This window comes from Lentzea roselyniae (genome assembly GCF_039537795.1).
GTDB lineage: Bacteria > Actinomycetota > Actinomycetes > Mycobacteriales > Pseudonocardiaceae > Lentzea > Lentzea atacamensis.
Genome location: NZ_BAABBE010000074.1, coordinates 1 through 12510, shown reverse-complemented (window position 1 = coordinate 12510; position 12510 = coordinate 1). Strand labels below are relative to the sequence as shown.

The following is a 12510-nucleotide window of genomic DNA, read 5'->3' as shown; positions in this document are numbered from 1 at the left end:
GATGACAGCCGCGGCCACCACCTGATCTTGAGTTGTCCACACAACTACTCATGATCGTGTGGTGGCCGCGCTCGTCTTCCCGGGCCCTCAACAGCCAAGATCACGAAGTCCGGCTGGAGTACTAGGCAGCAAGAGACGGGGCACACTGCGGGAACCTGGAAAATGCCACCGTTTCCGCAGTTCCACCCGCCATCAGTCAGGTAAACGCGACCACTTGTCACACTTCCTGATGAATTTGCCTCGCGAGGATGGCCGCTTGATTTCCAGTTTTCACTGCGTTCCGTAGACAGTTTTCCCTTATCGGGTGAGATTTGATCCACGATCGGAATCCGGTTCCGAGCGAGGTGTCACCCTGCGCGACTGTCCACAGAGGATGTTCGCTCTACCGGGTCATTCATGTGTCTGGATGTCACGGCTTGACCAAACGGCCGATGAGGCTAAACGGGTGAACACGCGCGTTCGACTCAGCCTTTCCTGGCTTCAGCGCCTGTCACCGGTGAAGGTCGCCTATGGGCGGTGAACGACCCGAGCGGACGCTGAAGGGAAGACCGTTGAGCACACCGGAGCCGGATCAGGGCTTCGCCGAGTTCTTCCGCACGTGCCTGCCCGTGGTGACCAGGACGCTGACGGCCCTGAACGGCGACACGCGCGTGGTCGAGGACATCGCGCAAGACGCGTTGCTGATCGCGCAGCACCGTTGGGACGACATCCACGCGTACGACAAGCCCGAGGCGTGGGTGCTGAAGGTCGCGATCCGCTTGATGCGACGGTGGCAGCAGCGGCACCAGCACGAGACCCCGCTGGTCGCGGTACCCGCTGCCGACGTCCTGGAACAGGTGCACGAGGCCGAGGCGCTGCACTCCGCCCTGCGCCGGCTGTCCCCCAGGCACCGCGAGGTCGTGGCGTTGCACCACCTGCTCGGCTACCCGGTCAGCGAGATCGCCTCGGTGCTCGTGGTCGGCGAGTCGACCGTGCGGACGCATCTCACCCGCGGCCGGGCCGAACTGCGGCGGATTCTCGGAGGGTCTGATGAGGATTGAGGAGCTGCTGGCCCAGCACGAGCACGACGAGGCCGTCGAACGCCTCTACCGCCTGGGCGAGGCCGCGGAACGGGCGGGGGACCTGCGCGAGGCCGCCGTGCGCTTCCGGGTCGCCGCCGACCAGCGCCTCGGTGACGCGGCGCTGCGGCTGGCGCGGGTGCTGTTCGCGCTCGGCGAGAACGCCGAGGCCGCGCGGTGGTGCCGGCTCGCCGTGGCCGACGGGTTCGAGGAGGCAGAGGAACTGATCCGGGAGAACTCCGAGGCCCGGCAACGGTTCCTGGAGCACGCTGCGCGCGTCCTGGTCGGTGCGCCGACCTTCGACTGGGTACCGGCCGCGGCACCTGTGGGCCGTGTGGAGCCGTCTGAGGTGCAGGAACGCACACAGGCGTTGCGCGCGCTGGACCGGCGATACGGCGGGATTGCCTGCTATCCCTTGGTGTTGGAGCACCTCCACGCTGTGGAGCCGTTCATCGTCGTCGGCGGCGAGGAGATGTGGACAGCGGTTGCCGAAGTGCACGAACTGGCGGGCTGGACGGCGTTCGACAGCGGGATGCCTGGCGCCGCACTACCGCACTTCTCGCGGGCGCTCACCCTGGCCAGGCAGGCCGAGAACGAGTCGCTGATCGCCTCGGTGCTCACCCGCGCGGGCCGGATGTTCCTGCACCACAACGCACCTGAGGACGCGTTGAAGGCCTTCCAGCTCGGGTTCGTGGCCGCGCACAACTCGTGGGCCGACCGCAGAGAACTGAGCGATCCTCAGCGGGCGATCGCGTCGCTCACGGCGCACGCCCACGGCGAGGATCGGGTGCGCGCTCGGGTGCTCACGCTGACCGCGTTGGCCCGCAACCACCTGGCGCTCGGCGACCCGGTCACCGCCGGGGAGTTCGGTGCGGCAGCCGTGGCAACCGCCGTCAACCTGCGGTCGGCGCGCGTCGACGACCACCTGCGCTGGCTGGACCAGGAAGCCCGGGATGCCGGCGCATCCGTGCTGGTGGAGCACATCGCGCACCGGTTCGCACGCCGAAGCTGACCCTTTCACCCGATCCGGGCCGGTACACGCGTGCGCGCAAACAGGTAGGTTTTACGGCATGGCCGAGCCTTTCTCGTGGGTGCCCGCTGGGATCAACACGGACGTGCCCAGCGCGGCACGCGTCTACGACTTCCTGCTGGGAGGTGGCCACAACTTCGCATCGGACCGCATGGTCGGCGAGAAGGTGCTGCAGGTCCTGCGCGACGGCCGCGCCATCGCGTCCTCGAACCGCTCGTTCATGCGCCGCGCCGTCCTGCTGATGATGGAGCAGGGCATCGACCAGTTCCTCGACCTCGGCTCGGGCATCCCGACGGTCGGCAACGTCCACGAGATCGTGCAGCAGGAGAACCCCGACGCGCGCGTGGTCTACGTCGACTACGACGAGGTCGCGGTCTCCCACAGCCAGCTCATCCTGGAGGGCAACGACAACGCGGGCGTCGTCCAGGCCGACATGTGCCGGCCCCAGGACGTCCTCTCCGACCCGGTCGTGCAGGACCTGATCGACTTCTCCAGGCCGGTCGGCCTGCTCATGGTCGCCGTGCTGCACTTCGTCTCGGACGAGAAGGGCCCCGCCGAGATCGTCGCCCGCTACCGCGACGCCATGCCGTCCGGCAGCCTGGTCGCGCTCTCGCACCTGACCGCGGACTTCAAGCCGCAGGAGATGGGCGCCGTCGTCGAGGCCATGAAGCACAGCCGCGACCCGATGTACTTCCGGTCCCTGGCGGAGTTCGAGCCGATGTTCGCGGGCATGGAGATCCTCCAGCCGGGCGTCGTCCCGGCGCCGAAGTGGCACCCGGAACTCGGCCCGGCCGGAGAAGGTGGCCCGGAGGACGTCTACGTGGGCCTCGCTCGCAAGCCCTAGCGGAACTTCCAGGCCTGAGCCGCGGAACCGTTGCAGGTCCAGATGTTCAGGCGGGTGCCGGGAGTCGTCGACGCACCGGGGTTGTCCAGGCACAGCCCCGACTGCGGGTTCTGCACCGAGCCGTCGGACCGCACGCGCCACTGTTGCGCGCCCGTGCCGTTGCACTCCCACAGCTGGACGATCGTGCCGTTGGTGGTGCCGCTGTTGTTGACGTCGACGCACTTGCCGGAGATCGCGATGGTGCCGTCCGCGACGACGCGCCACTTCTGCGCGTAGGAGTTGTTACACGTCCAGATCTGCACCGGGTTGCCGTTGGCGGTACCACCGGCGTTGTTGTCGAGGCAGAGCGCCGGGGTCGCGGACAGTTCGACGGAGCCGGCGCCGGACGGATGGCGTTCGGCCGGGAGCACCGGTGTGTTCAGGTGGTAGAAGTCGACGGCCAGGTAGTTCGGGGTCTTGCGGGCCGCGGGTTCGCAGAAGCGGCGGGCGCGGTCGGCTGCCTTCGAGTTGTCGGTCGCGACGGTGCCCTGAATCGGGACGTCGCGGAAGTGGTTCATCACGAAGAGCGGGCGGAAGCCGGGTTCCTCTGCCGTGAGCGGCTTGCTCCAGCGCGAGTAGCAGGACCAGTCGGAGGTGCCGGTGCCAGAGCCCATCGACCAGTAGTTCTCGACAGTCCAGTCGCGCTGGTAGAGGACGCCGGAGTTCTCGCGGCCGTCCGGGCTGTGGTCGGTGAAGATGAGCAAACGCTTGCCACTGGCCCTCATCTGCGACAACGTCGGCCAGCCGTGCTCGCGAACGCCCTCGGCGCGGAACAGCACGTCGCCCAGGCCGTTGACGCGGGCGAGTTCGGAGCGCAGCACATCGGCTGAGACGTAGTCCTCCAGGAAGACCGTCACGATCTCGGACGGGCGGGACTTCAGGAAGTCGACGATGCGCTGGATGTCGACGTTGAGCGCGACCGGCTTGCTGACGAGGGTGCAGCTGTTGTGGCAGAGGATCGCGCCGTCGGAGGTCTGGTGGATGTCGAGCATGAAGCCGCGGACGCCGTCGTTCAGCTGCTGCACGATGCCGCGGGACTGGTTCGGGGCGATGTTGCCGAACGTGAAGCCGCCGTCGACGCCGTTCGCGTAGGCGTTGTGGGCGGTCAGGAACGTCATCTCGTCCAGGCGCGGGTCGCCCGGCGGCTGGACGCGGACGGGGTTGACCGGGGTGAGGAACCACGTGTCGTTGCCGGTGCCGACGCGAACCTGGTCGGTGCCGGACGCGATCAGGTAGCGGGACGAGGCAGGGTCCTTGAAGCGGTATCTGTCCTGGTCGTCCAGCACCGCGACCCACTGGGCGTCGGCACTGGAACAGCTGACCATCTGGGCAGCGTCACCGGCGCGGCCGAGGCACTGGCCGCCTTCGGAGAGCGTGCTGCCGTTCCAGGTGAACTGCTGGCGGTCCTCGTTGCCCTTGGGGCGGTGCTGGACCACGGACGAGCCGGACACGGCGGCGTTCTGACCGGTCACGGCGCTTTGCAGGTAGTACGAGCCGTTGGGTGCCGCAGCAGCGTCGACGGGGACGAGCAGCAGCGACAACAGCGCGAGTGCAGGGATGATGCGCATGGGGTGAAGGCTCACCGATCGGCGTGAACGTGAAAAGACTTCACACCGAAATCCGTCCAAACCGAGACATCTGTGAGCCGGACCACAGAACCCGATGCAGCGGATCACGGCAGCAAGGGGGTTTCCCGAGCCGTAACAGACCATGGACACGAAGGGGGCGGCGTGGGGTTCGACCAGTTCGTCGCTGAGCGGCTCGACCGGCTGTTGAGGTACGCCACCGCGATCGCCTGCGACAAACACCTGGCGCAGGACATCGTGCAGAACGTGCTCATGCGCGCGCAGAGCAAGTGGGATCGCATCGGAGCGATGGACGCTCCTTATCTCTACCTGAAGCGCATGGTGACCAACGACTACCTGTCGTGGCGGCACCGCAGGGCGGCGCGAGAAATCGCGGTGGAACGCAGTGAGCTCGCTCGGCACGCGCCGTCGACGGCTGATCCAGCCGACGCGCACGCTGAGCGGGAGGCCATGCGCGCACGGATCGCCGTGTTGCCTCGTAAGCAACGTGCGGCGTTGGTGCTGCGGTTCTACGAGGACTGTTCAGACGCGGAGATCGCACAGGTGCTCGGCTGCGCGGAATCGACCGTGCGCAGCCAGCTCTCTCGCGCACTGCAGACGTTGCGTTCCCACGAACTCGCCCGGTCCGCCACCTTGGGGGTGCACTCATGAACGACCTGATCCGCTCGGCCATCGCCGCGGAAGCCGAGGAGCGCGTGGACTACCGGACCGTGCTGGCCGAACTGCACAAGCGCAAGAAGCGCCGCAAGCCGTTCGGCCTGATCGTCGGAGTGGCGACGCTGACCGCGACGGCTGCAGCCGCGGCCCTCATCATCCCGACAGCGGTCAAGAAGACCGACGCAGCGCCGGCGACGAACCCACCAGCGACCGTCACCGCGCAGAACGTGCTGCTCCTGGGCCTCGACGACCACGAGCACACCGACACGATGGTGTACGCGCGCTTCGAGACCGACGGGTCGGTCAACGTCGTGTCGTTGCCGCGCGACGCCTGGACGGGCGGGGCAGGTGGCAAGAAGATCAACGGCCTGTTCCTGGACGACCCGAAGAGCCTCACGGACGCCGTCGAGAGGATGACCGGGACGAAGGTCGACCACTACGCCGCGGTCAGGATGTCCGAGTTCGGCAAGATCGCCGATGCCGTCGGCGGTGTCGAGATCTGCCTGACCGCGGCGGCGAAGGACAAGTTCAGCGGCGCCGATCTGCCGGCGGGCAAGTCGACGGTCAAGGGCGACCAGGCGCTCGCCTTCCTGCGTCAGCGGCACGGTTTGCCGATGGGCGACCTGGACCGGATCAAGCGGCACCAGGCGTTCCTCACCGCGCTGGCCGCGAAGATCACCAAGGAGAACGCGCTCCCGCTCGCCCGCGAGATCGGCAGGACGATCCGCGTGGACCAGGGCTGGGACGTGCTGGAGTTCGCGCAGCGGTTCCAGGGACCGGTCAAGATCCGGGCGGCGACCCTGCCGGTCGGTGACTCCGTCAGCACCTCGACCGGCACCGGCTTCGTGGTCGATCCGGCTCAGGCGAAGCAGTTCGTCGAGAAGCAGTTCGCCGGCGGGGAACCGTCCCAGCCCGGATGCGTCAGCTGACGTTCACACCAATGGAGCATCAAGTCGCCCGGATGCGGTGTCGATGACCAGCATGTAGCCCGCCAGATGGCCGCTACGATCAATTCGTGCGCGAACCACTTGAACGAGACGACGAGATCGCGCACATTCGTGAAGCTCTCGACGCAGCCACCCGTGGTGAGGGTCGTGTCGTCGTCATCGAGGGCCGTGCGGGCATCGGCAAGACCAGGCTCGTGCACGAGTGCCGCGAGCTGGCCAAGCAGCGCGGCTTCGGGAGACTCCAAGCTGTCGGCGACGCCCTGGAGAGCGCCATGGCGTGGGGCGTCGTCCGGCAGATGGTCGAGCGGTCGGTCTCGCGGTACTCCGGCGAGATCCGCGAGAAGATCCTGGCAGGGCCGTCCGGGGCAGCGCTCAAGGCACTCGACGACGCCGCGCACGACCCGAGCGAGGCCGAGCTCGCTCGCACGCTGCACTCGCTGTGGTGGGTCGCGGTGGATCTCTCCTCCACCCGCCCGCTGCTGATCACGGTGGACGACGCGCACTGGGCGGACCTGTCGTCGCTGCAGTTCCTCGTCTACCTGTCGCGCCGGATCGCCGATCTGCCGATCGCGCTGGTCGTCGCGACCCGCCCGCCGGCGGACAACTTCGGGCCGCTCGCCGCGCTCAGCGTGTCGGCGGACCGGCTGCTCCCCCGCCCGCTCACCACGGAGGCCCTCGGCACGCTGGTGGGCGGCCACCCCGAGGTGATCAAGGCGCTGCACCAGGCCAGCGGCGGGAACCCGTTCCTGTCCGGGGTGCTGGTCGACGAGCTGGCGGCCATCGGGCTGCCGCTCGACGACGCGGACACGGCCTCGAAGATCGGCGGGCTCGGCCCCAGCACCGTCTTCCGAGCGACGCTCGGCCGGTTGCCCGCGGACGCCGTGGCGCTCGCGAACGCGATCGCCGTCCTCGGGTCGCACGCCGATCCGTGGCAGTCGGCGGCACTGGCCGGCGTCGCCGATCTGCCCGCCGCGGTCGAGGCGCTGGTGACGGCGAACGTGATCGTCACCGGGGAGTACCTGGAGTTCGTGCATCCCGTCGTGCGTGAGGCGGTGCTGACCGGTCTCGGGCCGATCGCGCGCGCCTCGCTGCACGCGCGCGCTGCGAAGGCGTTGTGGGAGAGCCACGCACCGGCCGACCGGGTGGCGGCGCACCTCGTCCACGCTCCCAAAGGGACTTTGCCGGACGCCGCCGACGTGCTGCGCAGGGCCGCGTCCACGTTGCTGTCGGCCGGCGACCCGCAGACCGCCGCCGCGCACCTGGCACGGGCCGTGGACGAGCGTCCGAACGACGCCGCGCTGAGGGCCGAGCTGGGCCGGGCGCTGCTGCGGACCGGCGACGCCGTGACCGCGCACCGCCATCTGAAGGCCGCGGCAGCCGGTCTGCCCGACGCCGAGCTCGTGGCCGCGGCGGCGTCCGCCACGGCCGCGATCGAGGGACCCGCCGCCGCGATCGAAGAGCTGACCGAGGCCATCGCGGCACGGCCGGACGGTGAGTCCCGCCTGCACCTGGAGGCGCGGCTCGCGGTGTTCCGCTCGTTCCTGCCGGATCAGCGGCAGGTCGCGTCGGCACACCTCAGCGGCTATTCCGACCTCGCGGGCAGCACGCCGGACGAACGCACGCTGCTCGGTCTCCTCGCGCAGATGGGCCGCTACGAGGTGTGGCCGCACGACGAGGTGGCGGCGACCGCGACGCGCGCGCTGGCCAACGGCGCGTACTTCGACGACGCGACCGGCAGCACCGACGCGATGGTGGCGTGGCTGGTGGCGTTGCTCGCGCTGATGGCCGCGGACGGCGTGGACGTCGCACGGCGCGAGATCGAGCGGGCACGGCTGAAAGTCCGCGCGCACGGCTCACCGGTCGAGTTCGCGATGGTCACCAACGCGTCGCAGTTCCTGAACTGGCGCTGCGGCAACATGCAGGCGGTCGAGGCCGAGGCGGAGGGCGCACTGGCGGCCATCGCCCAGGAAGACCCGGTGTCCCAGGTGGTCGGGCTCAGGGCCACCTCGACGCACTTCGCTGCCTACGCGGCGCTGGAACGCGGTGACGTCGACGCGGCTCAGACCGTGATCGACGCGTTCGACCTCGCCGACGCTCCCCCGATGATGCCGACGATCTGGCTGCACGAGGTGCGGGGCCTGATCGCGCTGGCTCGCGGGGACGCGGCCCGTGCCCTGGACGAGGCGCACCGGCAGCGGGACGCGATGGCGGCCGTGCAGGTGGACCCGCCCACGATCCCGTGGCGCGGGGTGGCCGTGCGGGCGTTGCTGCAGCTCGGCGAGCCCGCTGCCGAACTGGCCTCCGAACAGCTGGGCATCGCGCGGAAGTGGGGTGCGGCGACCGAGGTCGGCGCGGCTCTGCGGCTGCTCGCGCACACCTGCGGCGACTCGCGGCTGAAGCTGCTGACCGAGTCCGTGTCGGTGCTCGAAGGTTCGCCGTCACGGCTGGAGCTCGCCCGGTCGCTGGTGGACCTGGGCGAGGCGCTGCGGGTGGCACGACGGCGGTCGGACGCGCGGGAACAGCTGCACCGGGCGATCGACCTCGCTTCGGCGTGCGGCTCCGCCGTGCTGCGGACGCGGGCCGTCGAGGCGTTGGAGGCGCTCGGCGACCGGCCGCGCAGGCAGGTCGTGGTGGGGGCGGAGTCGCTCACGGCGTCCGAACGACGGGTGGCCGACCTGGCCGCGACGGGCCGGGCGAACAGGGAGATCGCGCAGGAGCTGTTCGTGACGCCGAAGACCGTCGAGAACCACCTCGGCCGGATCTACACGAAGCTCGGAATCGCAGGTCGCAGGGATCTCGCCCGCGTCCTCGCCTGATGCGGAGCGACGTGGGGGTGCCCCTGATACACCCATGTTCCGCGCCAGGAGGTTGAGGGATCTCCCCTCATGCCTTTGGGGGTTCACCTCGGCGAATCTTGTGTCACCACAGGGAAGCACAAGATCTCGAAGGGGACACCGAGATGATCCGCAACGCTCTGATCGCCGCCGCCGCGACCGCCACCATCGCCACCGCCTTCGCTCCGATGGCCACCGCCGACACCGTCATCGGCACCCCGGCGCCGTGCGTGACCGCCTCCGACCTCGTCGGACCGGACTTCAACGTCCGCAAGTGCGGCGTGAGCGACGTGGACCAGTTCCGCACCGGCCTGGAGAGCAACGGCAACGCCTACTGCGGGCCGGCGTCGTTGTACAACGTCCTGCACTACTGGGCGCACGTGAAGGGCGCGCCGATCGGCTGGGGACCGGTGAAGGTCGGATACCTCGACCCGATGAAGCAGGTCGACTACAACATGGTCACCGGCTCGATCTCGCGGATCGGCACGGACGCCAGCTACGACGGCGGCACCAGCCTGACCAACCTGCGCACCGCGTGGGACAAGGCCACCCAGCCCGCGCGTGACGCCGGCTGGCAGACCTCCCGGGGCCGCGTCAGCACGATCGACAACCCGGACTTCGCCGGCGACGTCGCCCGCAAGCTGAACGAGGGCCCGCTGCAGCTCGTGTACGGCCGCTACAAGAACGGCCCGCTGAACGACACGTTGCAGCGCACCGGTGGCCACATCGTCACGGTCGTGTCCGCCACCGGTTCGTTCGGCGGCAACACCATCAAGCTGAAGCTCGCCGACCCCGGTCGCGCCGGCGACCACAACCAGGGCGACTACCTGAACACCCAGTCCGCGTACGAGGCGCTCGACGTCACCCTGACCAAGCGCCACTTCCTGCAGTACTCGCCCTCCGTGGACGACGAGAACACCACCGAGGACGAGTCGCTGGAGCCGGGCACCTACACGTGGGTGGACCGCTGGGAGCTCACCGGCCCGCGCTACCTGAGCGACACCACCCGTCAGATGGTCGAGGGCTTCAACTGGTTCGACATGGCCAAGTAGAACCTCCGTCAAGGGGCCGCACTCTTCAAGGGTGCGGCCCTTCGCCATAGCCTGATCACCATGGCCAACCGCGATCGGGAGCAGACCCGCCGCCGGTTGCTCGACGCCGCGTTCGTGGAGTTCGCGGCCTACGGGATCGCCGGCGCGCGAATGGAACGCATCGCCCGCATCGCCGGATGTTCCGCGGGTCTCGCCTACACCTACTACGGCGGCAAGGAAGAGCTGTTCGACGCCGTGCAGGCCGAGGTGGTGGACGCGGCCTTCGTGGAGTTCGACGCCTCCGACCTGCCGGGCTACGCGGCCCGGTTGTACGACCGGCAGCACGAGCACCCCGAGTTCGCCCGGCTCGCGACCTGGCACCGCCTGGAGCGGCCGGGACGGGTCAACCGAACCGGTGAGATCGAGGCGATCCGGGAGGCGCAGTCAGCGGGACTGGTGTCGACGCGGTTCTCCGCCGAGCAGATGTTGGTGATGGTGCTGGCCATCGCCTCGATGTGGTCGAACGCTCCGGCGGACAGTTCGGATCACGTGGTGCGGCGGCGAAGCGTGGAGGAGGCGGTGCGGCGGCTGGTCGAGCCCTAGTCGGTGTCGGTGATGCAGAGGACCGTGAGCTCGGCGTTCGCGAAGTCCGTGAGGACGAAGGTGTGGTCCCAGGCGATGTCGTGGAACCACGGAGTCCACGCCACCTCGCTGACGTCCACCCGGAAGTCCGCGAACCGGTTCTGGGTCAGCGCCTCGACGGCGGCCGCGGCCAGCGCCTTCGCCTCGCGGGCCGGACCCTTGTACGCCTCGTACGCGCCGCCGTCGACGATCACACCGGCCAGGGATCCGTCCAGGCACAGCGAACCCGCCCACTGCTCCTCGAAGAGGCCTCGCTTGAGCTTGCGTGGAACCTGCAGCTCGGCGAGGCCCTTCCTGACCACCTTGCTGCTGAAGAAGACGCGGAGAAGGTCGTACTCGTCCAGCCGGTTCCTGGACATGAACCAGGCCGTCGTGTCCGAGTACTCGACCGCACGCCAGCGGCTGATCAGGTATCCGCCGTGGACGTGAGTTGCGGCGACCTGCTCGAGGTACCGGTCCAGCGCCGGGTCGCTCAGGGGTACCCGCTCCCAGGCGAGGGTCTTCTGCGAGGCGACGAGCTTCTTCTGGCCAGGGCGGTCCTCATCCCAGTCGATCTCGTTCCAGCGGCGCGGCATGGCGGGGAGTCTGACAGCCGGAGCACCCACGCGCATGCGGTTAACCTGGGTGTATGCGTGTTCTCGTGGTTGCCGCACCGTTGCTCGGTCACGTCTTTCCGTTGATGCCGCTCGCGCTCGCCCTGCGCGACGCCGGGCACGATGTCGTGGTCGCGACCGGCGGCGAGGCGCTCCGGGTCCGCGACTCCGGCCTGCACGTCGAGGACGTCGTCCCAGCGAACGTCCGCTTCGGACCGATCGCGTTGCGCATCATGCTCACGCATCCGTTGGTGGCCAAGCGGGAGATGCGGGGCAGCGGCAGGCTGGACTTCGTCTCGCGGATGTTCGGCACGGTCGGGGACGCCATGACCGAGCCGTTGCAGGCGCTCGCCCGGCGGTGGAAGCCGGACGTCGTGGTGCACGAGCCGCTGGCCGCCGCAGGATCCGCGCTCGGCGTGCCCTCGATCGTGCACGACGTGTCGCTGTTCGACGGCCTCGAGCTGACCAGCGCGGTGGGCGCGCGGATGAAGGCCGAGGTGCGTTCTCCCGCAACGGTTCTGCGCACGTCACCGCGGAGTGTCGCGGAGTTCTCCGGAGGCGAGCCGCTGCGGTTCGTCGCCTACAGCGGTGACGGTGAGGTCCCGGCATGGCTCACCGAACCCGCCGGGAAGCCGCGCATCCTGGTCAGCCGCAGCACCGCGCCCGGTCCCGGCGCGGGCAGGATGATGGCTGCCGTCGCCAGGGCGGCCGAGCAGGTCGACGCCGAGTTCGTGCTCGTGCGGCCGGAACGTGCGGAAGGCTTGCCGGACAACGTCAAGACGGTCGGGTGGGTGCCGCTTCCCCGCGTGCTGCCGTTCTGCGACGGCATCGTGCACCACGGTGGGGCCGGCACGCTGCTAGGTGCTCTCGCGGCGGGTGTGCCGCAGCTGGTCGAGCCGGGACCCGGTGACCGGACCGTGCACGCGAACCTCGTCACGAAGCGCGGGGCCGGGCTCGCGGCCGGGCCGAAGGCCGTCACGCCGGAGCTGCTGACACGGCTGATCGAGGACGCCAGGCTGCAACGGGCGGCCGCCGAGGTGTCCGACGAGATCGCGGCGATGCCCGCTCCCTCTGACATCGCCCGGCAATGGGAAGAAGTCACCCCGCTGAAATAAACGACCACCTAGTGTCCTGTGATTCTGTTTGCTTTACATCCGCGTGACTGGTGATGGTGTTGGCTGTCGGGGTGGAGCTGACTGTCGATGAACAGGCCGAGCTGCGGGCGCTGGTGAACAGCCCGGATGTCGCG

General features: G+C 69.2%; 11 protein-coding genes. 9 read left to right on the top strand and 2 right to left on the bottom strand.

What is annotated here, in order from left to right; genetic code table 11:
- Window positions 1–551: 551 nt before the first annotated feature.
- The 3 genes from ABFX45_RS45045 to ABFX45_RS45035 are packed head-to-tail and all read left to right on the top strand — an operon-like array spanning window position 552 to window position 2932.
- The gene (locus tag ABFX45_RS45045) at window positions 552–1040 is read left to right on the top strand and encodes an RNA polymerase sigma factor (RefSeq protein ID WP_170155349.1); all 489 of its coding nucleotides are present in this window, start codon (window positions 552–554) and stop codon (window positions 1038–1040) included.
- Entirely contained in the window at window positions 1030–2070 is a 1041-nt protein-coding gene (locus ABFX45_RS45040) for a tetratricopeptide repeat protein (RefSeq protein ID WP_346137243.1), read from the top strand. The genes ABFX45_RS45045 and ABFX45_RS45040 overlap by 11 nt, the downstream gene beginning before the upstream one ends.
- Window positions 2071–2128: 58 nt before the next feature.
- Window positions 2129–2932, top strand: a complete 804-nt coding sequence (locus ABFX45_RS45035) for an SAM-dependent methyltransferase (protein ID WP_112227164.1) — start codon at window positions 2129–2131, stop codon at window positions 2930–2932.
- Here ABFX45_RS45035 and ABFX45_RS45030 read toward each other — a convergent pair.
- Entirely contained in the window at window positions 2929–4539 is a 1611-nt protein-coding gene (locus ABFX45_RS45030; protein WP_346137242.1) for a phosphoinositide-specific phospholipase C-related protein, read from the bottom strand. The two genes, ABFX45_RS45035 and ABFX45_RS45030, sit on opposite strands and share 4 nt — an antisense overlap.
- Window positions 4540–4701: 162 nt before the next feature.
- On the opposite strand from ABFX45_RS45030, the gene ABFX45_RS45025 reads away from it, so the two are divergent.
- The 5 genes from ABFX45_RS45025 to ABFX45_RS45005 all read left to right on the top strand — a co-directional run bounded on the left by ABFX45_RS45025 (window position 4702) and on the right by ABFX45_RS45005 (window position 10629).
- Entirely contained in the window at window positions 4702–5208 is a 507-nt protein-coding gene (locus tag ABFX45_RS45025) for a SigE family RNA polymerase sigma factor (RefSeq protein ID WP_346137241.1), read from the top strand.
- Window positions 5205–6143 (top strand): LCP family protein, encoded by a 939-nt coding sequence (locus tag ABFX45_RS45020; protein WP_346137240.1) that lies wholly within the window; start codon window positions 5205–5207, stop codon window positions 6141–6143. Before ABFX45_RS45025 ends, ABFX45_RS45020 begins: the two co-directional genes overlap by 4 nt.
- An 86-nt stretch (window positions 6144–6229) precedes the next feature.
- Window positions 6230–8977, top strand: coding sequence for an ATP-binding protein (locus tag ABFX45_RS45015; RefSeq protein WP_346137239.1), 2748 nt, complete (start codon window positions 6230–6232; stop codon window positions 8975–8977).
- A gap of 143 nt (window positions 8978–9120) precedes the next feature.
- On the top strand, window positions 9121–10047 hold the full coding sequence (locus ABFX45_RS45010; RefSeq protein ID WP_346137238.1) for a hypothetical protein: 927 nt from the start codon (window positions 9121–9123) through the stop codon (window positions 10045–10047).
- A 60-nt stretch (window positions 10048–10107) separates the two neighbouring features.
- The gene (locus ABFX45_RS45005) at window positions 10108–10629 is read left to right on the top strand and encodes a TetR/AcrR family transcriptional regulator (RefSeq protein ID WP_109641973.1); all 522 of its coding nucleotides are present in this window, start codon (window positions 10108–10110) and stop codon (window positions 10627–10629) included.
- Here the strand turns inward: ABFX45_RS45005 and ABFX45_RS45000 are convergent.
- Window positions 10626–11243 carry a hypothetical protein gene (locus ABFX45_RS45000; protein WP_346137237.1) on the bottom strand — a complete coding sequence of 206 codons (618 nt, stop codon included), beginning with the start codon at window positions 11241–11243 and terminating at the stop codon, window positions 10626–10628. The genes ABFX45_RS45005 and ABFX45_RS45000 overlap by 4 nt on opposite strands.
- A gap of 53 nt (window positions 11244–11296) precedes the next feature.
- On the opposite strand from ABFX45_RS45000, the gene ABFX45_RS44995 reads away from it, so the two are divergent.
- Window positions 11297–12376 (top strand): nucleotide disphospho-sugar-binding domain-containing protein, encoded by a 1080-nt coding sequence (locus ABFX45_RS44995; RefSeq protein WP_109641968.1) that lies wholly within the window; start codon window positions 11297–11299, stop codon window positions 12374–12376.
- Window positions 12377–12510 lie beyond the last annotated feature (134 nt).

Excerpts from the sequence above, each read along its gene's own strand:
- ABFX45_RS45035 (WP_112227164.1), top strand. The coding sequence starts at position 2,129 with ATGGCCGAGCCTTTCTCGTGGGTGCCCGCTGGGATCAACACGGACGTG.
- ABFX45_RS45010 (WP_346137238.1), top strand. The coding sequence starts at position 9,121 with ATGATCCGCAACGCTCTGATCGCCGCCGCCGCGACCGCCACCATCGCC.
- ABFX45_RS45030 (WP_346137242.1), bottom strand. The coding sequence starts at position 4,539 with ATGCGCATCATCCCTGCACTCGCGCTGTTGTCGCTGCTGCTCGTCCCC.
- ABFX45_RS45020 (WP_346137240.1), top strand. The coding sequence starts at position 5,205 with ATGAACGACCTGATCCGCTCGGCCATCGCCGCGGAAGCCGAGGAGCGC.
- ABFX45_RS45040 (WP_346137243.1), top strand. The coding sequence starts at position 1,030 with ATGAGGATTGAGGAGCTGCTGGCCCAGCACGAGCACGACGAGGCCGTC.
- ABFX45_RS44995 (WP_109641968.1), top strand. The coding sequence starts at position 11,297 with ATGCGTGTTCTCGTGGTTGCCGCACCGTTGCTCGGTCACGTCTTTCCG.
- ABFX45_RS45000 (WP_346137237.1), bottom strand. The coding sequence starts at position 11,243 with ATGCCGCGCCGCTGGAACGAGATCGACTGGGATGAGGACCGCCCTGGC.
- ABFX45_RS45005 (WP_109641973.1), top strand. The coding sequence starts at position 10,108 with ATGGCCAACCGCGATCGGGAGCAGACCCGCCGCCGGTTGCTCGACGCC.